This window comes from Nostoc sp., from assembly GCF_036917755.1.
Taxonomy (GTDB): domain Bacteria; phylum Cyanobacteriota; class Cyanobacteriia; order Cyanobacteriales; family Nostocaceae; genus Nostoc.
On record NZ_JBALFC010000019.1, the window covers coordinates 1 to 22,003 of the forward strand.

18 protein-coding genes, 1 tRNA gene and 1 pseudogene are annotated in these 22,003 nt (G+C 39.8%); 8 read left to right on the forward strand and 12 right to left on the reverse strand.

From position 1 onward, the window contains the following. Positions 1 to 563: 563 nt before the first annotated feature. Positions 564 to 932, reverse strand: a complete 369-nt coding sequence (locus V7L05_RS06220; protein WP_335162806.1) for a zinc ribbon domain-containing protein — start codon at positions 930 to 932, stop codon at positions 564 to 566. A gap of 291 nt (positions 933 to 1,223) precedes the next feature. Between V7L05_RS06220 and V7L05_RS34625 the strand changes: the two genes are divergently transcribed. Genes V7L05_RS34625 through V7L05_RS06235 form a run of 3 tightly spaced genes read left to right on the forward strand, consistent with a single transcriptional unit; the run spans position 1,224 to position 3,688 of the window. Continuing rightward, on the forward strand, positions 1,224 to 1,367 hold the full coding sequence (locus tag V7L05_RS34625; protein ID WP_442937129.1) for an AAA family ATPase: 144 nt from the start codon (positions 1,224 to 1,226) through the stop codon (positions 1,365 to 1,367). Position 1,368: 1 nt separating this feature from the next. Then, positions 1,369 to 2,862, forward strand: coding sequence for an AAA family ATPase (locus V7L05_RS06230; protein ID WP_335162808.1), 1,494 nt, complete (start codon positions 1,369 to 1,371; stop codon positions 2,860 to 2,862). Further along, the gene (locus V7L05_RS06235; protein ID WP_335162810.1) at positions 2,855 to 3,688 is read left to right on the forward strand and encodes a hypothetical protein; all 834 of its coding nucleotides are present in this window, start codon (positions 2,855 to 2,857) and stop codon (positions 3,686 to 3,688) included. The genes V7L05_RS06230 and V7L05_RS06235 overlap by 8 nt, the downstream gene beginning before the upstream one ends. Positions 3,689 to 3,811: 123 nt before the next feature. On the opposite strand, the gene V7L05_RS06240 is transcribed toward V7L05_RS06235, so the two are convergent. Both V7L05_RS06240 and V7L05_RS06245 read right to left on the reverse strand, forming a co-directional pair. Continuing rightward, a complete protein-coding gene (locus V7L05_RS06240; RefSeq protein ID WP_335162812.1) occupies positions 3,812 to 4,759 on the reverse strand; it encodes a glycosyltransferase family 2 protein in 948 nt (315 codons plus the stop codon). Positions 4,760 to 4,778: 19 nt separating this feature from the next. Next, a complete protein-coding gene (locus tag V7L05_RS06245) occupies positions 4,779 to 5,798 on the reverse strand; it encodes an Npun_R2821/Npun_R2822 family protein (protein ID WP_335162814.1) in 1,020 nt (339 codons plus the stop codon). Between the two features lie 80 nt (positions 5,799 to 5,878). On the opposite strand from V7L05_RS06245, the gene V7L05_RS06250 reads away from it, so the two are divergent. After that, entirely contained in the window at positions 5,879 to 6,715 is an 837-nt protein-coding gene (locus tag V7L05_RS06250; RefSeq protein ID WP_335162816.1) for an SDR family oxidoreductase, read from the forward strand. A 289-nt stretch (positions 6,716 to 7,004) separates the two neighbouring features. Here the strand turns inward: V7L05_RS06250 and V7L05_RS06255 are convergent, their stop codons facing one another. Next, positions 7,005 to 8,258 (reverse strand): ABC transporter substrate-binding protein, encoded by a 1,254-nt coding sequence (locus V7L05_RS06255; RefSeq protein ID WP_335162818.1) that lies wholly within the window; start codon positions 8,256 to 8,258, stop codon positions 7,005 to 7,007. Positions 8,259 to 8,436: 178 nt separating this feature from the next. On the opposite strand from V7L05_RS06255, the gene V7L05_RS06260 reads away from it, so the two are divergent. Beyond that, a complete protein-coding gene (locus tag V7L05_RS06260; protein ID WP_335162820.1) occupies positions 8,437 to 10,005 on the forward strand; it encodes a metallophosphoesterase family protein in 1,569 nt (522 codons plus the stop codon). A gap of 113 nt (positions 10,006 to 10,118) precedes the next feature. On the opposite strand, the pseudogene V7L05_RS06265 reads toward V7L05_RS06260, so the two are convergent. The 5 genes and pseudogenes from V7L05_RS06265 to V7L05_RS06285 form a co-directional block, all read right to left on the reverse strand. Beyond that, positions 10,119 to 10,490 (reverse strand): annotated as a pseudogene (locus V7L05_RS06265) (transposase); the annotation flags it as partial. A 376-nt stretch (positions 10,491 to 10,866) separates the two neighbouring features. After that, a complete protein-coding gene (cobA, locus tag V7L05_RS06270; protein ID WP_335162822.1) occupies positions 10,867 to 11,646 on the reverse strand; it encodes a uroporphyrinogen-III C-methyltransferase in 780 nt (259 codons plus the stop codon). Further along, positions 11,643 to 12,410, reverse strand: a complete 768-nt coding sequence (locus V7L05_RS06275) for a sirohydrochlorin chelatase (RefSeq protein ID WP_335162824.1) — start codon at positions 12,408 to 12,410, stop codon at positions 11,643 to 11,645. The genes cobA and V7L05_RS06275 overlap by 4 nt, the downstream gene beginning before the upstream one ends. A 190-nt stretch (positions 12,411 to 12,600) precedes the next feature. Then, complete coding sequence (locus V7L05_RS06280; RefSeq protein WP_335162826.1) at positions 12,601 to 13,278, reverse strand: pentapeptide repeat-containing protein; 678 nt, start codon at positions 13,276 to 13,278, stop codon at positions 12,601 to 12,603. A 205-nt stretch (positions 13,279 to 13,483) separates the two neighbouring features. Further along, the gene (locus V7L05_RS06285; protein WP_335162828.1) at positions 13,484 to 13,867 is read right to left on the reverse strand and encodes a DUF4359 domain-containing protein; all 384 of its coding nucleotides are present in this window, start codon (positions 13,865 to 13,867) and stop codon (positions 13,484 to 13,486) included. A gap of 124 nt (positions 13,868 to 13,991) precedes the next feature. Between V7L05_RS06285 and V7L05_RS06290 the strand changes: the two genes are divergently transcribed. Together V7L05_RS06290 and V7L05_RS06295 are read left to right on the forward strand one after the other, a co-directional pair. After that, a tRNA-His gene (locus V7L05_RS06290) sits at positions 13,992 to 14,064 on the forward strand. Between the two features lie 1,060 nt (positions 14,065 to 15,124). After that, positions 15,125 to 17,545, forward strand: a complete 2,421-nt coding sequence (locus V7L05_RS06295) for a sucrose synthase (RefSeq protein ID WP_335163063.1) — start codon at positions 15,125 to 15,127, stop codon at positions 17,543 to 17,545. A 320-nt stretch (positions 17,546 to 17,865) separates the two neighbouring features. On the opposite strand, the gene V7L05_RS06300 is transcribed toward V7L05_RS06295, so the two are convergent. Together V7L05_RS06300 and V7L05_RS06305 are read right to left on the reverse strand one after the other, a co-directional pair. Further along, entirely contained in the window at positions 17,866 to 18,420 is a 555-nt protein-coding gene (locus V7L05_RS06300; protein WP_335162830.1) for a peptidoglycan-binding domain-containing protein, read from the reverse strand. An 82-nt stretch (positions 18,421 to 18,502) separates the two neighbouring features. Next, on the reverse strand, positions 18,503 to 19,219 hold the full coding sequence (locus V7L05_RS06305; RefSeq protein WP_335162832.1) for an ROK family protein: 717 nt from the start codon (positions 19,217 to 19,219) through the stop codon (positions 18,503 to 18,505). Between the two features lie 317 nt (positions 19,220 to 19,536). Here V7L05_RS06305 and V7L05_RS06310 point away from each other — a divergent pair, with 317 nt between their 5' ends. Continuing rightward, positions 19,537 to 20,040: a 2TM domain-containing protein gene (locus tag V7L05_RS06310; RefSeq protein WP_335162834.1), complete on the forward strand. Its 504-nt coding sequence runs from the start codon at positions 19,537 to 19,539 to the stop codon at positions 20,038 to 20,040. Positions 20,041 to 20,434: 394 nt separating this feature from the next. Here the strand turns inward: V7L05_RS06310 and V7L05_RS06315 are convergent, their stop codons facing one another. Next, positions 20,435 to 21,493: a 3-deoxy-7-phosphoheptulonate synthase gene (locus tag V7L05_RS06315; protein WP_335162836.1), complete on the reverse strand. Its 1,059-nt coding sequence runs from the start codon at positions 21,491 to 21,493 to the stop codon at positions 20,435 to 20,437. Positions 21,494 to 22,003: the final 510 nt, after the last annotated feature.

A 22,003-nucleotide genomic window follows, 5' to 3' on the forward strand; every position in this document is an offset into this window, starting at 1 on the left:
CAAATACTCCTCCATATATAAGAAACGTTTAAGTATTTCCTGTAAACATATAAGCCGTTGCTACAAACGCTTAATGCTTTGCAACAAATACTCCTTCATATATAAGAAACGTTTAAGTGATTGCAACAATTGTTGTAACGAACTTATAATCTGATTTGCTACCGGAAATTTTCAAATAATCTAAGTAAAATTAACTAAACTTTTGTGAATGCGATGTCTACGATGGTCACTGATACCATTTCAGACAAACCCTGATACATATTTCTCGTAGGGGCACAGCATTGCTGTGCCCCTACCAACGTATTTGTATCATTACGGTATGACTTGTGCCGAGCGCAGCCGAGGTAGCCCACACTTCGACCCTTGTTTTTTTAAACGCAGAGGAGCGCTGAGTTTTGCCAATTTTAATTCGCTATGAACTTATGAAATTCTGTACTAAGGAATAAGAGTTAAATAACATACAATTTATGTCCCTGGCTTACCTCACCCTCAATCCCTCTCCTTTATAAGGAGAGGGAGGCTAGAGACAAGATGAAGTTTTGCATTTTATTTAATCCACGTTCCTAAGTTACCAGACTGAAGAACAAACAGGCCAATAATAAACCCAAAAGTAACAGCAAAGCCTGATTCTGTTTTACCCAAATTTTCACAGTTACCGCAAAAGTGTTAGTGTAACGCTGCTGTTGCAACTCTAACTTTGTCTCTTCAATATTTTGGTAGAGGGTACAGTCTTTAGCATAGGGACGCTGGGGAAAATTGCAAGTATTATCAGCCTGATATGTGCAGGTGTCGCACAGATACCCGTCCCCAGTGGCGCGGTGCAGTGGAATACCGGGATGGCCGTAAGCTTTGAGTGTCGTCCGGCAATAGGGACAATTAATAGCTTGACTATTAACAAGTTGATGGCAGTGAGGACAAGATACAGTAGCCAAAACCTTTAGCGCAAATAGCTTAAGTAAACACTTTGATTCTAGCTATTTACAGGGGTAATGGAGAAATACATACATAGCCTGTTAATTTTGAATATGGCTAGCTATAAGAAGCGATTATTATATCAGCAAAAATACTAATTTAATGATGATTATTTATCTATTTCCAAGTGATTTATATCACTCCAAATAATTAAGGCTATGCCATAATCGAGCAAATATCAGGTTTTGTCCCAACTCCCAGAGTTATTTAGAGGTATAAAAATATTGCCTTTTAATCCTGAGCTATGCCGAATGAAAACGATTGTAATTTACCACAATAAAGGCGGCGTTGTTAAGACAACCACTGTAGTTAATCTAGCCTCTGCTAGTGGGAAAATTTTTACAAGGGATAAATTAGCGGATAGAATTGTAAAGTTAGATGCCTCTCGGTGCTAGTATGATTGCTGACTATGGCTCGACACTGCAAAATATTTTTCAAGCGATCGCTCCAAATAGTAACGAATCCGATGTAGAGCAAAAGGTAGTAGTTCCCCTCTTGCATATCCTTGGTTACAGCAATACTGATTGGCAGTCTCAAGTAGTAATTCTCCAATCTAAGCTTGACTTCCTAGTGGGTCAACCAGACTCCGCTTTAATAAAACCTGCCTATTTAATTATTGAAGTTAAAGCACCCAGTAAAAAAATTGCCCACAGCGTTTGGCAAATTAATAATTACATGCGCCACACTGGATCTGTTATCGGACTGTTAACCAACGGCTATGATTTTCGTATACTTTATAACTATAACGAAAAAATTACAACGATTGTAGAGTATTCCCAAGCCACACTTATTCATAAATATAGGTCATTTTACAAAATTTTATCCAAAAAAACTTATTTAAACTTTACTTCTACTCTGTATAAAAATCAACAAAATATTAGGTTACAGTTTTTAAATTTAATCTCAAAAGAGGTGCAACAAGAAGATATGTTTGGCTTATTCAACAAAGCTAAAACTTCTCCCATTCCAACACAGCAAACGAGTGAAGAAAAAAAAATAGTTTCAGAAACTAAGGAGGAACGCAAATCGATGATTATTACTGTATTTAATAACAAAGGTGGCGTAGGTAAAACTACAACGACTATCAACCTTGCTGCTGCTCTCAACAAGCTAGGTAAGCGAGTGTTGCTGATTGATATTGACGCTCAAGCTAATCTAACAATGGGATTAGGAATAGATCCTTTAGATGATCTTGAAAAACAAGGTAAAAAAGATATTACCCATCTACTGACTGAACCAAGAACTAAATTAGAGGACACAATCATTACAACTAATTGGGGAGATGTTCAATTAGACTTGGTTCCATCACATATACGCCTAAGTCGAATGGAAACTACGCTTAACCAAACAGTAGATAGTGATCGCCTACTTGCAAAAAAGCTGAAAAAGCATGATTACGATTTCGTATTTATTGATCCGCCTCCCTCTTTCGGCAAAGTTAACAGCATATCATTAATGGCATCATCAGCTATTCTTATTCCCACCCAGTTATCAGCCTACGCAATTCGAGCTTTAGAATATGTGCTAGATCGAACAAACGAAATAGAGCAATTAAAAGATGAACCTCTACCAATTTTGGGAATAGCCGTTAGTATGTACGACCAAAAATCGTCCAACTACAATAAGTCTATGGTTGTCAGACTTTTCGAGATTCTTGAGAAGAGTGGCGGGAGTAACAAAGTGGAACTTTTTCCTGAAAGCACTTGGATTCCACGTTTAAATATAGTTTCTATTTGTCAAGATAAAGGATATCCACTGTACCAAGGCGAATTTGACAACACGCTTGCTTCTCAAGAAAAAGAGGCTGCACAAAAAGTTCTAGAACGCTACACCAATCTAGCTCAACATTTGATTAAAATTACTACTGGAGATTCAAAAAATAATGGATAGTTCAGAACGTCGCGCCCGTATTCGCGCAAACTTGGGCATTGAACCAATTAGTCATGGTCAAGTTTATACTTTCCAGATTGCTATATCAGCGTCTGAACAGCAGAATATTTCCCTAGAAAGACGCCAGCTAATAGAAGAGACTCTGACTCAACACAAAAGTAATTTAATTCCTCTAATTGTGCGTCGTACTGAGGCGTATAGTGAAGAAGAGGAATACGAAGTTGTCTATGGCGTTGATTGGTGTCTTATTGCTAAAGAAATTGAGATTGAAAAGCTATGGGTTTGGGTATTTGATATGAATGATGAGCAAGCTGCTGCGGCTAAAGAAGAAATGCAGCAGTTACTTGGCTATTCAATTGATGGTGAAAATAGTGTAAAAGGAGAAACTGATATTAGTAGTTTAATTGATCAAAAGCTCAAACCAATTTATACCAAAATAAATCAATTAGTTTCAAATAGTTTAGGTAATACAGAAAAATCAGATTCTGAAGAAAAATTCAGAGGAATTGAAAGCCGACTTGAAAATATATCATCTGCATTGGAAACACTTACAGTAGTTATTAAAGAAGTGCTTCCTCCACCAAAGTTGAATTTGGTGATAGCAAATGAGGAAGAAATCAAGAGTGCCTTAGAGGAAGGTGGCGCAACTAAAAATCAAAGAAATGCTGCATGGGAAGCTATTAAATATTGGAAACAATCAGGCAAAGTTTTAACATGGCAAAATCTTAAGAAATCGTCTGAATCAGGCAGTGAACATAAGATTAAAAATTTTGCGAAAGCTACTTATGATAAGGTAAAAAATTTTACAGATATACGCAATAGCTAGTAGCTCTATTAAACCTCAGTTAATGCACCTTCGCCTTAGCAATACATGACAGTATAGGTAATCGTATACAGTCATGGAATAGTAAATTTACTAACTCCTGACTCTTGAATTCTGCTGTATTTTCTAACCCCGCACCTGTCGCAGTGCATTAAACGCCTTACCTCGCAACCCAACTGGTAACAGCGATAATCCTAAACCAATCCAAGCCTTAGCAGTTGAAAAAGACTTTCCTGCCAAAACTAGCTCTCTGCCTTTTTGCGTTTCACCCTTTTCAATTAAACGCAAACCTAATAATAATTGCGTTTCAGTTAGACGATTTTTCCTGATTGTCTCTATTTTTTCAGATTCAAACTTATAACTTTCTAAATAACGGAGTTTATCAAATAAATAAGGAATGGCTCGATTGATACCTTGCTGCTCTGCATGGTAGCGATATTCCATCAATAATTCTGGTAAATAATAGCCCTTTTTACCAGCCCAAGCTAGACGCACAAATAAATCATTATCCTCACAATTTTGCAGATTTGGCTGCATAAATCCCAATTCTTGCAATGTTTTACGGCGAAATAATGTCGCCCCAATTTGAAAGCTTTGGTGAATAAATACAACTTCCAATAAATTATCTACAACACCTGCTGGTAAATTATTCCTACCCCAGCGATGAGAATTTTCTTGAGTTTTTATCTCATCCCGCACATTATCAATATCAATTATCCAATGGTCTGTACCAACAAAATCAATGCTAGAATCTTGAGCAAGAATAGCTGCGGTACTTGCGAGAAAATCGGGTGTTAGCCGATCATCATCATCAAATTTAATAAAATATTCACCACTGGCAGCATCAAAGCCCGATCGCATATTATTACTTTTACCAATATTTTGCGGATGACGGACATATTTAATCCGGTGGTCTGTGTACTGTGATATTAACTCAGGTGTGCGATCGCTAGAACCGTCATCACAAACAATTAGCTCAAAGTCTTGCTCAGACTGATTTAGTACACTGGCGATCGCATAAGGCAGGAGACAGACACGATTAAAAGTAGGAATACAAACACTAATTTTTGGCATAATCTATACTAGAATTATTTTAGCGTATACTTCTTTGAAGTTTCTGCACTATTTTGTTGAAAACAATACTAGTTTTTGTAATCATACTAGCTGGTCTTAGTTGTTTTGGTCTTTGTTCTGGGTGTTTGAGAAAGCGATAGTATAAGAACTCATCTCTATAACAGATATTGATATCTTCTCCTTGACATAAACGGGCAAAGTCACGAGAATAATAGCTCATATAATGAATACGGTGAATTGGTTTTAAGCCATCTTGATTGTAAAGAACATTATTAATATTGACGAAGGGATCTGCATTAGCGCAGTTGCCTGTTCTATCTTGACCATTGGAGCTAAGTGTAAAGTTAAACAGGGGGCGATCGCAGCGCAAAGTCATATAATTAAACAAAAAAGCATCATCCCACCATCCATGTCTATTAATCCATTCAACTTCCCTATGAGTAATTAATCGCTCTTTGATTATTTCAATTTCTTCAACAGGAAATAACCCTCGTTTAGAGCCAAAAAAGCTGGAGCAATGCAGCTTACTACGTATATCTGCTTCTGTATATAGTCCAGTTTCTTCTATAACTGAAATATCTAACGCTGCAACAGACCTATCCTTAAGATGTTCCCAATCATCAAAAATAAAATCGGATGTTTCTAGCTTGTCAATTAGATTATTGAGTGGCTTCATTGCCAAGCTATCAGCGTCATAAAATACAAATTTATCAAAAATACCCTCAAAGGCAACAAATTTTCTTTGTAAATGACTTTTGTACCAACTAGGACGTGATACTTTTGTCTCTTTCTCTCTGGGATGAGCCGCCCAAACTTGGTGAGCAAATTTTTCCCAGCGTTGAATTACGTCCCAATTATCAAACAGGATTACATTCTTTCGAGAATTAATTTCTTGCCTAACTAGGTCTAGTCGCTCATCATAAGGAATAATACAAATCGGAATATCTGCGCTAACATTTGCCTCAATACTATTTAGCAAAGCTACTAGTTGGTCAAATACTACGTCATTAGCAAGGGTGTAAATACCGAAAGAATCCATTTTGAGAAATCCTTTTTATCTTGAAGTTACTAAGTAACGCAAATAATACAGTATATTTCAGGTAATTTTGGTTAGTTTGGATGATACTAACATTATGCGTTGTTTGTCTGCATTGGCAAAACCCGTACTGTGGTAAATTATCAATTACTAAGGAATTAGATAATCCGATGACAGGGAAATTAGAGGGAAAAGTAGCAATTATCACTGGCGCTTCCGCCGGAATTGGAGAAGCAACTGCGATCGCCTTGGCTTCAGTTGGAGCAACAGTAGTACTCGCTGCTAGACGTGGCGATCGCCTGAAGGCTTTAGCAGAACGCATAGAAGCTAGTGGTGGCAAGGCATTACCTATTATCACCGATGTGGCTGACGAAACCCAGGTAAATAACTTGGTGGCAAAGGCAAATGCAGAATTGGGAAGGGTCGATATCCTTGTGAATAATGCAGGGATTGCCTTACTCGGCACCATTGAAGCTGGGAATAGCTCAGACTGGCGGCGATCGTTTGACCTGAATGTACTAGGACTGCTATATGCTACTCATGCTGTTTTGCCTCTGTTGAAGGCGCAAAAATCTGGGCATATAGTCAATATTTCCTCGGTGGCTGGCCGGACAGCGCGGGCGGGTTTAGGTGTTTATAATGCTACCAAATGGGGTGTCAATGCCCTCTCTGAAGCATTGCGCCAAGAAGTCCACAAGGATAACATCCGCGTCACCATTATCGAACCAGGTTTGGTGGATACGGAAATTGACGACCAAATTACCGATCCCGTTGCCAAACAACGGATCGAAGAACGACGCAAGTCAATTCAACCTCTGCAAAGCGAAGACATTGCTGCTGCGATCGTTTACGCTCTCACTCAACCACCGCACGTTAATGTCAACGAAATCCTCATTCGACCAACGGGACAAGAACACTAATTAACAATTCAAAATTGTTCGCGTGGTCACTGACTTGTGCCGAGCGCAGTCGAGGTAGCCTTGCCGTTGGCGCAGCCTCTCGTAGAGAAGTCCAGCCTCTGCGTGTTTCGCGGATGAACACCTTTTCAAGAGAGAGAAGTGCCTGGCGCGGGTTCCCTACTTACAAAAAAGTGGCAGTGGACTTTGATGTTTTGAATTCTTTTTATCATGAACTTTAGGGATATTTGAATCGATTCTTATAAGCATTTTAGTGCTTACTAAAAACCCGCAAAACTAGCTAAAGAAAGTACTACTTTACGCTTAAGAAAGAAAATTTGCCATTGACGCCGTTTGGTTCCATCTTCAGTTGGGCAACGTAAAACTCTTTCTGAATGACATCACCTACTGGTGTAAAAGCAATTTCACCAAGAGGAGTTTGATACTTTCCTTTGAGTAACTCCTGATTTAATTGTGTACGCAATTGGGGCAGTGTCAATTTGTTAATTTTGCTTTTTTTATCCAAAGATTCTAGAGCTTCTACATATACTTGCAAGGCGGTAAAAGCTTGAGCGCTGACTTGGGGTGGTTCTCGACGATATTGTTCAATGTAGGCTTGACGAAATGCAGTGTTAATTTTACTGGGATATACAGGACTGTAGGCTTGAGCAATAATCACGCCATCACAAAGCTCTCTGCACACAGAAAATATATGAGATGTGTTAAAACCATTGCCACCAATAATTATTCCTTTATAACCAAGTTCCCGTAGTTGTTTAACTAAATTACCTCCATCTACCGCTAACCCGGATATAATCACTAAGTCTGGTTTTAAATTAATCGCATCGCTGGCTTGACTTTGAAAATCGGTATCTGTGGTTTGAAATTTTTGTACTGTTACTAAATTCAATCCTAAATCTTTAACTGTCTTCTGAAAAATTTCTGTTTCCGACTTATTAAAAGCATCATTTTGAGCGTAGAATACAGCTACTCTTTTGATTTGAGAATTTTGCTTGAGTGCAGCTTTCACCGAATAAGGAGCGACGACAGCAACAGATGAAGAAACACGAGCAACATAATCACCGATTTCGGGAATCCCTTTAGCGGTATTTGATGCTCCCATAACTGGAACTTGATTACGTTCTGCTATGGGGTCAGCGCTAAAAGCTTGTTGTGATAGGGTAGGGCCAACAATGGCAACAACTTTATCTTTATTAATTAAAGTTTGAAAGGCATTAATCGCTCCAACTTCATCGCCACCAGTATCTTGATATACTAATTTAATTGGTTTACCATTGATACCACCTTGATCATTAAAATACTTTTCGGCAATTTTGACTCCATCAGTTCCTTCTTGACCAAGTAATGCTATATTGCTTGTTTGGGCAAAAGCAATCCCGATAGGAATAGCATCAACTATACCTGTTGTTGCTGTTGGACTATTTGCAGAATTTGCACCAGTATTGCCACTTTTGCTACAGGCTATTAGTAGTATCGAGCATATAAATAATAATGCCGTTTGATGAGCGATACTAACGGAGAGCTTAAGAGCGATCGCATTTTTCATAGATGCAAGAGTATTATGTTTATTATGATCATACTAGCTATGTATGCAAAGAGCACTGTAGGCCGCTCGTACACAATTCATACTGAATTCTGACTCCTGAGTTCTGAATTCTTCTTATAAAACCCTTATTATTTCGTTACAATCGGCATGGGCATTAGGCATTCAAGAGTTATCAGCCATGAAATTGATTTCCGAGCCACCGATTCCTGTAAAAATTCAAAAGATGAAGGAACGGGTGCGGTGGATGCATCCAAGTTTTGTGCAACGGGGAATTGACCAAACCAGCATGGTGATTGACGATCGCAGGCAGGATAGTCCAGAATTTTCGTTTATGGTTATCGGTGATTCCGGCACCAAATCCCATTCTCGACACCACCCCCAACGAAAGGTTGCCGAACTTATGCTGCCTCACCGCGATGATTGCAGTTTTGTGTTACACACAGGGGATGTAATTTATGTGGTGGGTTCCCAAGAATATTACTCGACAAACTTTATTGAGCCTTACCGGGAATTTCTTGTCGGTGGCAACAATCCCAAAGGCATTTCCTACGATCGCATGGTGTTTAATCTGCCATTTTTGCCAGTACTTGGTAATCATGATTACTACGATGTGCCATTGATGTACCGTTGGCTGACTGGAACTACCTTACCACTGCGTCGCTTGTTGCGCTACAAAGATATTGAGATTGGCTGGCATGGATCGTATCAAGGCAATGCTTATGCACGGGCGTTTTTGGACTATACAGGGGCGATGTCTACCCCAGAATTAGAACGTCATTTAGATCAACACTATACTGCTAAGACTGACACAGGGCGCTGTTTGCGTTACGAACCTGGAGATTTTACCCGCTTACCGAATCGTTATTACACTTTCCGTTACGGCGGGATTGATTTTTTCGCACTGGATTCTAATACCTTTAATACACCATCACCTTTACCTGCAACTGAAGAAGGGGAAATTTACCGCCGGGAATTGCAAAAGCGTCGCCAGGAAATAGATCGAGAAGAATTGCAGATTTTGGGAATATGCGATCGCCTCAACCCAGATAAACCCACCGACGCGGAACAACTTGATGAGCTTAGTGCCAAATTAGACCAAATAAACGAGATCAAAATCGATATTGAAAAACAACTAGCATCTCATAAAATGCCTGCGATCGACTTTGAACAACTTGAATGGTTGCGAAGCAGACTAATCGAATCTTGGAACACCTCGGAGGTGCGAGGACGTGTAATCTTTTTCCACCATCCACCCTACGTCACAGAAGCTACCAAGTGGAATCAGGCACAAACTTTGGCGGTTCGCCACCGCTTGCGCTGGGTGTTTGAACAAGTGGCACAAAATCTTGGTTCTCTAATTAAAGAACGTCCTATAGTTGATTTGATTTTAAATGGCCACGCTCACTGTTTCGAGCATCTTTGCACAACTGATACCGGATTTGCTGACTCCCACATTAACTGCATTATCTCTGGTGGTAGTGGTCATCGTCCCCGCTATCAACGGCGAGGGGGGACTGAATTGATGGAGACTTTTACAGAAATTGCAGGTAAACCTATTCGGAAAGTTGCAGATTCAATGCTTTTTGTGGGTCGTCATGACTACAATTTTCAGAACCGACTGCCTTACTCATGTGTGCGGATTGATGTTTTGGATGGTCGCCCACCCAAGTTTATTATCAGACCACTGATTACTGAACGGGTTGAAGATGAGTGGTATAACCGCGAACTTGAACCATTTGTGATTTAAACAGGATGCGATCGCTGAGTGTCTACTTATAGGACTAGGGCGTGTTTTCAAACTATAACCACAAGAGAATGGAGGCGATCGTAATCATGGCTGTATAATTTGCAGCAAGTTTCTCATATCGGGTAGCGATGCGGCGAAATTGCTTGAGTTATGTTGATAGCGCGTTCAACAATATTGCGTTGACGGTAAATTTCACGGCTAAAAGAACCTCGGCGTGGTTCATTTGAGAGCCGTGGGATAGTAAGACGAATACCACGACGGCGTAAGTAATTACGTATTCGACGACCTGTATAGCCTTTGTCTCCAACCAATCTTACAGGGCGTAAACGTGGACGACCCCGACCAGAACGCTTAACAGCACCTTGTTCCATTAATTGTTCAAGAAAAATTGACTCGTTGCGTTGACCTGGACTCAGAAGAAAAGTTATCGGTTTACCTTTACCCTCACAACGTATGTGTATTTTCGTACTAAAACCACCGCGAGAACGACCTAGTTTCTCGTCTTCTGCGCCCCTTTTTTTCCACCACCTGCGTGTTGGTGGGCGCGGATCACAGGCTCTGTTTCATCATAGGAACTCCCTGTTAGCGCCAGTGTCAACCCGCAACGGTCGTCTGATTGCGCCCAGTTAAGAGCTTCACTCTACAAGAACCGAGCTTGTTCGGTGTGGGCAGATAAGGAGTCAATTCTGAGTCTGAATGGCAAGGCTTACACTTGCATCTGACCGAGAGTTCAGCCTTTAGTGACAGTAATCTGCTGTCGGGCTGGCTTAGTTATGTACGGACTGTTTGCCGTGATTCACTAAACAACGAATCGCACTGGTTTTCTCTATCCTTGTGATTTTTATTTTTTTGTGCAAACTATCAAACTGGACGACAACCAGACAAAATGCTGTGCATATTTACTACTTGTCCAATGACTGCGATCGCCGGCGCACCAAATCCAGTTTGCTCTACCTGCTTTACAATTGTTTCTAAAGTCCCAATCAATTCTTCTTGTTCTGGCCGCGTACCCCAGCGCACCAAAGCAATGGGCGTTTCTAAATTCAACCCAGCTGCACTTAATTGTTCCACAATATAAGGCAGATTGTGAATTCCCATATAAATTACAATAGTTTCGGAACCGTGAGCGATCGCACTCCAATTCACTATCGGTCTATACTTACCCACCGCTTCATGACCAGTAACAAATGTTACTGAAGAACTATATAGCCGATGAGTCAAAGGGATACCTGCATAGGCGGCGGCGGCAATCCCCGATGTGATACCGGGCACAACTTCCGTTGATATTCCAGCATTGACTAATTCTGCCATCTCTTCGCCACCGCGACCAAAAATAAACGGATCGCCACCCTTTAACCGCACCACAATTGCATGATCCTGCGCTTTATCAATCAGCAATTGAGTCGTTTCTGACTGGAACAGCGAATGTTTCCCCCTCCGCTTACCAGCATTAATTTGCTCTGCTTGGGGATTAATCATTGCCAGAATTGCTGGACTGACTAAGGCATCATAGATAACTACATCTGCACATTCCAATAAACCTTTCGCCTTCAGGGTAATTAGTCCTGGATCTCCTGGCCCCGCACCTACTAAATAAACCTTTCCCAAATACTTATTCTCCTGTTTTTCTGTGCGGTTCATCTATCTGTTAAATCCCAAATTAGCTCGGCTAATTCTGCACTTGCTCCCAAGGGCTGCGCCAATTGGAAATTTACCGCAGAAAATTGTAATTTTAGCTCCTCTATTGAGGCAGCGATCGCATCGGTTATTCCACCAGCGAATAAAAAGTATGGCAAAATTGCAATTTCTTTATAACCAGCAGCTACCAACTCTTTCACCCGTGATTCTAAACTAGGAGGTACAGACCAATAAGCATCCATTGCTCCCAAACTCGCCGCCATTGCTGACACAGTTTCTTGAGAACCTGGGCGACGGCTACCATGAGCTAATAGAATCCATACTTCTGCTTTTATAGCAGCTATTTGCTTTGACAGCAATTTCTCTAAATTGGGGTGAGAGCCTAAATATGGTTGCAACTCAATGATCATATCTTGACCAACAGCCTGTTGTGCTAGTGCTACTTCGGCGGGAATATCTGTCATGACATGCACTCCCGGCAGCAGAAATAGCGGTACAATTTTGAGACGATTCTCGTTTTGAGACAATCCGCGTAGGCATAGCCCGCCGCAGGTATCGCCAAAAGCGCTCTTGGCAAATTGTTGAATCTGCTCATGTAAAGGCTGAGGGCTCATTTCTAAAGCAGCTATGCCAACCAGATGTTCGCCATTTGATGAATTGGAGTTTTTTGGCAATTTGTGACATACCAGCCTTGCTAGTTGCTGCATAGCAATTTCTGGGCGGCGATCGCGACTTCCGTGAGATACTAACAGGTAGGCAGATGACATTGGTAAAGCTTGAACTCTTAGTTACTACTCTTATTTAAGATAAAGCTGGGAATAATTAACTACTCTGATAATTATTGAAATTATGATCAATTACTAACAATACCTTCACTAAAAAAAGAGGATAAAGAGAAGGCTGATGTAGTAGGGTTGTTGTCTTTTACAACGACAAATTAAAACTTACTTTCAACTTTTATGCATTATCCGTTGTTTCTTCATCAACAGCTTTAACTATTACATTTGCATACCTTTGAAGAATATAAGCCGCTTGGAATACATCTAAAACTGCACCTTGAAGCTGATTTATATTAATTTGTAAACCCTCTATATTAGAACCTCGAAAATCTGTGTTTTTAAATTTAGCATCAGTAAGGATAACATTATTCATTTGGCAATTTATAAATTTTACATTTATCAGAGAAGATTCTATAAATGTAGAATCTTCAAGGATACAATTGTCAAAAATAGCATGATCAAATTTACTTGAATTAAATTGTGATAATTGTCCTTGACAGCCTTTAAAAATAACATTTTTGAATCTGGACTTTATTGCTTGAAATCCCAGCAATCTACAGTTAATAAATTCAACTCTATTAAGTGAACCTTCTTCCCATTCAGTATTGGCAAAATCACTTTTAGCAATTCTAACATCTTGTAGAGTAAGTTTTTTAAAGTAAGTATTTATAGATTTAACATTATCAAAGTATGCATACTGAAAATCTACTCCTTTCGTTCCCTCAATCTGGCAATTTGATAAATGTACATTTTGATAGCTTTCTAATTCATATAATTGGTTATCTGGTATACCTTTATTCATTGTTTCATATAAAGGTAAATTAGGAGGATTAATAGCTCTATGCTTGCTAGACATATTTTTTACTTGAAATCATCTCATCTAAAAAATACGTTATGAATGCTCTAATAGTCAAGTAAAAAATACATTTCCTTATTTTTATTAAAATTAATACAAGTTTAGCAGAAATGCAACTCCTTCTAAAAAGCAGCTTACAACAAAGCATCAAGAATAAAATTAAAAGAAGTTACAATACCTTTATATTCTCCGCCTACTGCTTGTCTTATTGTTGTTCAGCAGTGTAAGTATAAAATTGATCAAAGGCTGCCACTGTTTCAAATTTGTATGAAGGCATCCAAGAATTTATTTTTAAATCTGTACGGTAAATGCTAAAAATAATGTAATTTTGTCTTTCTGTAGTCCTCGTAACAATTTCTTGGATTTGCGGGTTAGCCGAGTCAACCAACTTATCACAATTAAAACGGATTAAATTTTCTATAATATTCGTAGTTTTTTTACATACATCGGTTTTTAAGTATTTTGTCAGCCGTTGCACTGCATATTCTTCATATTCAACCTGACTAGGATTGGTCTTCGCCATTGCCACACCCAAAACGGCGAGTCCTGCTGCTGCTCCAGTATATGCAATGATGGTTAAGGGTTTCATGTTTGCCAAGTAAAATTCCTTGTAATCGTTAGATTCCAGAGACTCTAAATCAACTGAGTGCGTTCCTTAAACAAAAACACTTGATCGCTTGCCAAATTATTGCTATAATCGAAATTGTTGAATGGCGAGCGTAGCCAAGTGGTTAAGGCAGTGGTTTGTGGTACCACCATTCGTGGGTTCAATTCCCATCGTTCGCCCTACATAATTTCATACTGATCCATATATTCCTATAAAAGATGGGTTGTGGTTCTGAACATTCATAACCATTACTTTAGCAAGGATCTGCCATCTACGAGTTCATGGACTTGAAAGGATCGCAAACCCACGATGATTAATTAGCTTATCTTATCAAGAAGTTGATGTATATAAGCAAATCTACTTTCTAAATGAAAATTAGGTATGCGATGTCTTACGATAACCCACAACTGTTGGAGACGCTCCGCGTAGTTTGTTTCTTTGCAGGAGTAAGTGTCTACGCCATGTCATAGGGTAAAAATATTTACAAGTAATTCGGCAAAAATCAATCAAACTATGTTACGCAATGTAAATTTAATTAAATTAGCTCGTAGTAAGCGGCTCTAGCCGTGAAAATTGGGCTAAAGCCGCTGACTATAAACCTTAAATTATTTATGCCCTTTTTATATTAAGATTCCCGACTTCTCCAAGAAGTCGGGAATTTGAGCATCAGAACTTTTTGAACACACATTCAATTGTTAGAAAATGCCTAGAAGAATGAAAAAAGTCAGTCCACAGAAGGCAAGTAAAGATATAATCAGGATGTTGCCTATACTGTGGTCATAAGCTGTTAACTTATGTGTATTGGTAGCCATATAAATTGACCTAGTTTAAACAACCTTTGCTGAAATTATAACTAGGGCAAATAAGGATTAGTCTATACTAGAATAAAAATTGATTTTAATTCATTTAACTTCAAGTGAATAGTTTAGCTTAAAGCTTAATTATTAACTTTTGTTTCCCCCTTGGTAAATAGATAATAGCAAGTTTTTTCCTAACGTCTATCAAAAGAAATAAAAATTGTATTCCTTTAGTTAGATCCAAAAATAGTGAGTCATAGATACTTTAAAGAAAGTAGAACATGATTTAAGTGCCATCTGAAAAGTTGATACTTGTAGTACACAGATAAATATGATTTATCTGTGTTATTTCGTGTTTATATGTGGTTCAAGAAAAGGTGGAGGCTTATTTGTCTCGCCTTAAAAGTTAACAATGCAAACATCATCATCTAGTGGAGTTGCTATGTCTGAATTGCTTCAAGCAGTCTTAGATAGTGAAGAAAGAAGTGATTTGCGTTCCTTTATTAGTGAATTACGCCAACAAGAAAAGAAGTACTTGCTGCGGAACGACATACTGAATGTATATAGTGAGTATTGCTCAAAGTCCCAGAAACCAGAGGCTTTTTACACTTCCTCTGAGTTAGGTAAACTTATTTACTATACTCAGGAAATTATTCAGGAAGACTCAAACTTTTGTTTCATTATCCGTTCTAAGATTGCTAGCCAAGAAGTTTATTGGTTGACATCAGACTTGAGCATTGAGCCGATGACGGTGCAGGATCTGTTGGATTTGCGCGATCGCTTGGTGAATAAATCTCATCCTAACGACGGTGGCCTGCTAGAATTGGATTTCGGCCCGTTTTATGACTACACCCCAGTCATCCGCGACCCCAAAAATATTGGTAAGGGGGTACAGTTTCTCAACCGCTATCTATCCAGCCAACTATTTCAAGACTCCAAACAATTGCTGGACAGCTTATTTAATTTCTTGCGCCTGCACCACTACAACGGTGTTCAACTGCTGATCAACGATCGCATTCAATCACAGCAGCAACTTTCCGAGCAAGTTAAGAAAGCTATCGCTTTTGTTAATAATCGCCCTGATGATCAACCCTACGAACAATTGCGGCTCCAATTGCAAACAATGGGTTTTGAACCGGGTTGGGGTAACACCGCAGGGCGAGTGCGGGAAACCCTAAATATTCTTGATGAATTGATTGATTCTCCCGACCCTCAAACCTTAGAAGCCTTCATTTCTCGTGTTCCGATGATTTTTAAAATCGTCTTAGTGTCAGCTCACGGTTGGTTTGGGCAAGAGGGCGTTTTGGGGCGTCCCGATACTGGCGGTCAGGTAGTTTACGTCCTGGATCAAGCAAAGAGCCTAGAGAAGCAGCTACAAGAAGATGTCCTGCTTGCGGGTTTAGAGGGATTGAATGTCCAGCCAAAGGTAATTATTCTCACCCGCTTGATTCCCAATAGTGATGGCACCCTTTGTAATCAACGGCTAGAAAAAGTCCTCGGTAGCGAAAATGCCTGGATTTTGCGAGTGCCTTTACGGGAATTTAATCCCAACATGACTCAAAACTGGATTTCTCGGTTTGAGTTTTGGCCTTATCTAGAAACTTTCGCCATTGACTCAGAAAGAGAACTACGGGCAGAATTTCATGGCACACCTGACTTAATAGTTGGTAACTATTCTGATGGTAATTTAGTAGCGTTTTTGTTGGCGCGACGGTTGAAAGTTACCCAATGCAATGTTGCCCATGCTTTGGAAAAATCTAAATACTTATTCAGTAACCTCTACTGGCAAGATTTGGAAGATAAATATCATTTTTCCTTGCAATTCACTGCTGATTTAATTGCGATGAATGCTGCTAATTTTGTTATCAGCAGCACCTACCAAGAAATTGTCGGGACACCGGATAGTGTGGGACAGTACGAGTCTTACAAATGTTTCACCATGCCGGAGTTGTACCATGTAACGAATGGGATTGAATTATTTAGTCCCAAATTTAATGTCGTACCGCCGGGAGTGAACGAAAATTACTATTTCCCTTACTCGCAGACTCAAGACCGAGTGGAGAGCGATCGCCAACGCCTTGCAGAAACACTATTTACTCTGGAAGACCCCGCGCAAATCTTTGGCAAACTCGACGATCCTAACAAGCGTCCTCTCTTCTCAATGGCGCGTCTCGACCACATTAAAAACCTTACAGGTTTAGCTGAATGCTTTGGTCAAAGTCAAGAATTACAAGAGCATTGCAACTTAATTTTGGTTGCGGGTAAGTTACGTGTCGAAGAATCAGGCGACAACGAAGAACGCGACCAAATTATCAAACTCTACCAAGTAATTGACCAGTACAATCTCCACGGGAAGATTCGTTGGCTGGGTGTGCGCCTGTCTAAAACTGATTCTGGTGAAATTTACCGAGTGATTGCCGATCATCAGGGAATTTTTGTACAACCAGCTTTATTTGAAGCTTTTGGTTTGACAATTTTAGAGGCGATGGTTTCAGGATTACCCACTTTTGCCACACAGTTTGGTGGACCACTGGAGATTATTCAAGATAAGGTTAATGGCTTTTACATTAACCCAACAAATTTAGACGAAACAGCCGCAAAAATTGTGGACTTTATCACTAAATGCGAACATAATCCTAACTCTTGGAATGAAATCTCGCAGCGAGGAATTGAGCGAGTTTACACTTCCTATACTTGGAAAATTCACACTACCAAGCTGTTATCATTAGCACGGATTTATGGCTTCTGGAACTTTACCTCGAAGGAAAATCGGGAAGATTTGTTGCGTTATATTGAGGCTTTGTTCTATTTAATTTACAAGCCAAGAGCGCAACAGCTATTAGAGCAGCACAAGTATCGATAATAAGTTAGGAGTAGTGAAATAAGTTAGGAGTGAGGAGTGAAGAGTTAGGAGTTAGGAGTTATGAAAATAACAAATTTTCCTAACTCCTAATATTATGTCCGCTTGATTACTTATTAAACCCGAAGAACCCCACCCCCAACCCCTCCCTGCCAGCGGGGAGGGGAGCTAAAGCGCAGCTTTGGCGGGGTGGGGTTCCGGGTATTATGCTTAATAATTGCCCGGACATGATATAACTCCAAACTTCCTGTACAGACGCGATTAATCGCGTCTCTCCTAACTCCTGTACAGACGCGATTAATCGCGTCTCTCCTAACTCCTAACTAAATTGTCAACGCCTGCCAGGTTCGTTGACCAACTATTCCATCCACTCTTAAATTCCGCTGATTTTGAAAAGCTTTGACAGCAGTCTCTGTCAGTGCGCCAAAAACCCCATCCACTTTAACGGCATAACCGTTGGACACTAACAGCCGTTGTAAGGCACTGACAGCAACACCAGAGCCACCGAAATAAAGAGTCGGCATAGGTTGGCTACTAAACTTTTGGAAGCGCCCTGTAGCCTTTGCACGGACTTTACCTCCAGACTGAGAGTACTCTTTAGACTCACCTAAGTTAGACAAAGCTAGTCGCGGGTTCTTTTTGCTGATTTTCTGAAGTATATGTTCTTTTTCTACTGCGATCGCAGAGGGAGAAGCCTGGGAAATCCCATCTGTCTGCATGAATTCAGGTGGTGTGACTTTAGCAGTTATCTCTAACTGACTCTGTTTTGACTGGTTTACCTCATTTTCCATCTGAAATAATTGCTGCTGTGCCAAATTGGCCTCAGATGCTTGTCTTATTGTTAACACGCCCGTCATCATCAGGTCAATTTCAGTCATTGTGCTTCATTTTACTTCAACCAATATTTCTTTTAACCAACAACATTGCTGCTGTCTGAGATAGTGCATACTGAAAAATTTTTTACCTTTTCTCATCTCGCCACAAAGCAATACCGCCTAATAAACCAGTGATATTGGGGATAAGTTTGACATTTAACGGTAGCTGTAAATTCACTCTCACAGCTTCACCACCGCCAATATAAAGGTAATCATAATTGAATAGATGTTCCAAGGATGCGATCGCTTTTTCTAAACGCCTATTCCATCTTTTCTCACCAATTTTTTCTAACTCTGCACGCCCCAACTGCTGCTCGAAAGTCTGTCCTTTGCGAAACGGATGATGTCCCATTTCCATATTCGGCACTAGCTTACCATCCACAAATAAAGCTGAACCAAACCCTGTACCCAGAGTAATCACCAATTCTACACCTTTAAGAGCGATCGCACCAAACCCCTGCATATCTGCATCATTAATCACCCGTACAGGCTTGTTTAAGTGTTTTAATAATGCTGTTTCCAAATCGAATCCGATCCAATCTGGATGTAAGTTTACTGCTGTTTCGGTGATTCCAGACCGCACCACACCGGGAAAACCGACCGAAACGCGATGAAATTCACCTTGAGCAGTTGCTAACACAACAATTGCATTAATTACAACATCTGGTGTAGCAGGTTGGGGTGTATCTAAACGCGCCCTTTCGGTTACAGGATTCCCCGTAATATCCAAAACCATAGCCTTAACGCCACTACCGCCAATATCAACCGATAAGGTACGAATCGATCCATTTTCTTCAACCATTGAATTACATCCTTAGATTAGAAGATTAGAGTTACCGTTTGACAACTAAGATTATGAATGAGTCCATAGTATTAATTTATAAATTATTTTTTAGTTATTTTAAGTTTACGAGTAACCAAGACCTACAATCATTGTCTATCAACCATTCTGGGGATTTGAGTATCTTTAAATAGAGGTTTTCAGTCTTGAAATCTCTACCTCCTGCGCTGTCTAGATTTGCTAGTGTAGATTTAGCGCGAATTGTGTTGATGATGGCGTAGCTGTGTTACAGCTATCGGGCAAGGAATTATTAAAAATAACACTAAGAGATATTAGTTATGACGGAATTTGAACCTAAGAGCATCCGCTATTATAGCCAAGAAGATGTACAACAAATTCTACACTTAGCGATCGCACGTCAAGCTGATGACAAAGATACAGAATTTTCTTATGAGCAGATATTAGAGATTGCTGCTGAGTTAGAAATTTCACCTGAGTCTTTAAAATTAGCAGAAGGTGATTGGTTAGTACAACAAGGCCAAGTCCAACAGCGAAAAGCTTTTGACGCCTACCGCATCAGAAGATTTCAGAAGCGACTAGGCAATTATGCAATTTTCAATGGCTTTTTGATACTGGTCGATTTAATCGCTGGTGGCGGAATTTCTTGGTCACTGTACATTTTGCTATTCTGCGGATTACCTGTAGGGCTTGATGTCTGGAATACCTTTCAAACCAAAGGCGAAGAGTATGAAATGGCATTCCAGAAATGGAGCCGTAACCATCAGATTAAGAAAACCATCAGCACAGTTTTAAATAAGTGGTTTAAGGCATTACAGGCTTAGTCAATTGCTGGCGTAAGCAAAGCTGGTCGTAGACATCGCTAATTCAAAGAAAAACCCCGCAGGAGAAACGGGGTAATACTTGTGAGAACTAAGACCACTGAAAGAAAAATCTGAATAAACACATCAATTATAAGGATTAATATTGATGTTACCTGATTCGCTGAAGCATTCTTTCTATCTTTCTACGGATATCAGGGTCTATCAATAGTCTGAAAAATGATTTTATCTAAGGGACTGACAACAAATAAATTATCCAATCTTGTGGGGTGGGCATCTTGCCCGCCTTGGGCTACCGGTTCTCGTGTCGCCCACCCCACAGTCATATTGAAAAAAATATTAGTGCAAATTAAAGGCGCAACAGCTTATGATACCTGTGCGCCTCTACTTCTTGGTTTTATTTAAGTTTTTCGTGAGCAGCCAAAATAATTTTTTCAGTTTCTTCCCAGCCAATACATTTATCAGTTACAGAAACACCATATTTTAATTCTTCTTGTTTACCAGTAATTGGTTGACTACCTTCATACAAATGCGATTCCAGCATCATGCCAACTATTGATGTATTACCATCCACTATTTGCTGAACAATATGTTCTAAGACAGCACCTTGCAATTTGTAATCTTTATTGCTATTGCCGTGGCTACAGTCAATCACAATTCTCGGTGGTAAATTTGCCTGTTTTAATTTCTCTTCTACCAGTTTGACATTTGCTGGATCAAAGTTGGGCTGAGTCCCACCTCTTAAAATTACATGACCGTAGGCATTACCTTTAGTTTGAAAGACGCTAACCTGTCCGTTTTGATTAATTCCCAGAAAATTATGCGGGTTTCCTGCTGATTGTAGGGCATTCAAAGCTACTTGAATATTGCCGTCAGTACCATTTTTAAAACCTACAGGCATCGAAAGTCCACTTGCCATTTCGCGGTGAGTTTGTGATTCGGTTGTGCGCGCTCCAATCGCAGACCATGTAATGAGTTCACTAATGTATTGAGGTATGATTGGATCTAGTGCTTCTGTACCAGCAGGTAATCCCAACTCTGTAATTTTTAATAATAGCTCCCGTGCAATTAATAACCCATTCTCTACATGGAAAGAATCATCCATATCTGGATCGTTAATTAACCCTTTCCAACCGACGGTTGTTCTTGGTTTTTCAAAGTATACTCGCATAATTAGTAGCAGGTTATCCTGGACTCGCTCGGCCAATATTTTCAACCTCTCAGAATATTCGAGCGCTGCTTTTGGGTCGTGGATTGAGCATGGGCCAACTACTATAAATTTTCGGCGATCTTGAAAATCTAGGATATCTTCTATTTTCTGCCTATATGCTAAAACTCTTTGTTCGGCTAATTGTGTTAAAGGTAATTTTGATTTGACTTCATTAGGAGTTAACAAAACGCGATCATTCTCAATGTTAGCGTTGTCGATATTACTATTAAATAATTTGTTGTGCATGGGGATGCTCTGGCAATTTTATATCCGCACTTCAACTCAAAAGTGTAACACAAACCCATGAAATTTTAAAATAGCTTCTTTTTTACTTGACAAATTTCTAATTAAGCTGTATATGAGTAAGATATTAACTGAAAAAGGGGGAATATTTTCCCCTTTTTCTTTACTAACTATTAGACTACTGACTCATACCGTTTCACTTTAATAATGATACAAATACGTTGGTAGGGGCACAGCAATGCTCATTTGTGTCAACTTAAGCCTTGGCGAATAGAATAGAGCCTCCGGCACACTGACGCGAACGCGGCTACACAAACGAAGTCCACCTCCGTGGACTAATACAAAATCAAGGATTCTTAACCCACGTTCGCGTAGCGTTCCGCAAGGAAAGGTGGGTTTTGCCTCGTGTAGACGCGGTTTCTAACCGCCCTTTTAACTTTAAGTTGACACCAATGAGCTTTTGCTGTGCCCCGACGAGAAATCTATATGTATCAGGGTTTGTCTGAAATGGTA

Coding starts and splice junctions, on each gene's coding strand:
- V7L05_RS06230 (WP_335162808.1), top strand. CDS start 1,369: ATGATTGCTGACTATGGCTCGACACTGCAAAATATTTTTCAAGCGATC.
- V7L05_RS06250 (WP_335162816.1), top strand. CDS start 5,879: ATGATACTAACATTATGCGTTGTTTGTCTGCATTGGCAAAACCCGTAC.
- V7L05_RS06260 (WP_335162820.1), top strand. CDS start 8,437: ATGAAATTGATTTCCGAGCCACCGATTCCTGTAAAAATTCAAAAGATG.
- V7L05_RS06305 (WP_335162832.1), bottom strand. CDS start 19,219: ATGGTTGAAGAAAATGGATCGATTCGTACCTTATCGGTTGATATTGGC.
- V7L05_RS06235 (WP_335162810.1), top strand. CDS start 2,855: ATGGATAGTTCAGAACGTCGCGCCCGTATTCGCGCAAACTTGGGCATT.
- V7L05_RS06295 (WP_335163063.1), top strand. CDS start 15,125: ATGTCTGAATTGCTTCAAGCAGTCTTAGATAGTGAAGAAAGAAGTGAT.
- V7L05_RS06275 (WP_335162824.1), bottom strand. CDS start 12,410: ATGTCATCTGCCTACCTGTTAGTATCTCACGGAAGTCGCGATCGCCGC.
- V7L05_RS06315 (WP_335162836.1), bottom strand. CDS start 21,493: ATGCACAACAAATTATTTAATAGTAATATCGACAACGCTAACATTGAG.
- V7L05_RS06310 (WP_335162834.1), top strand. CDS start 19,537: ATGACGGAATTTGAACCTAAGAGCATCCGCTATTATAGCCAAGAAGAT.
- cobA (WP_335162822.1), bottom strand. CDS start 11,646: ATGAACCGCACAGAAAAACAGGAGAATAAGTATTTGGGAAAGGTTTAT.
- V7L05_RS34625 (WP_442937129.1), top strand. CDS start 1,224: ATGAAAACGATTGTAATTTACCACAATAAAGGCGGCGTTGTTAAGACA.
- V7L05_RS06285 (WP_335162828.1), bottom strand. CDS start 13,867: ATGAAACCCTTAACCATCATTGCATATACTGGAGCAGCAGCAGGACTC.
- V7L05_RS06245 (WP_335162814.1), bottom strand. CDS start 5,798: ATGGATTCTTTCGGTATTTACACCCTTGCTAATGACGTAGTATTTGAC.
- V7L05_RS06280 (WP_335162826.1), bottom strand. CDS start 13,278: ATGTCTAGCAAGCATAGAGCTATTAATCCTCCTAATTTACCTTTATAT.
- V7L05_RS06255 (WP_335162818.1), bottom strand. CDS start 8,258: ATGAAAAATGCGATCGCTCTTAAGCTCTCCGTTAGTATCGCTCATCAA.
- V7L05_RS06300 (WP_335162830.1), bottom strand. CDS start 18,420: ATGACTGAAATTGACCTGATGATGACGGGCGTGTTAACAATAAGACAA.
- V7L05_RS06240 (WP_335162812.1), bottom strand. CDS start 4,759: ATGCCAAAAATTAGTGTTTGTATTCCTACTTTTAATCGTGTCTGTCTC.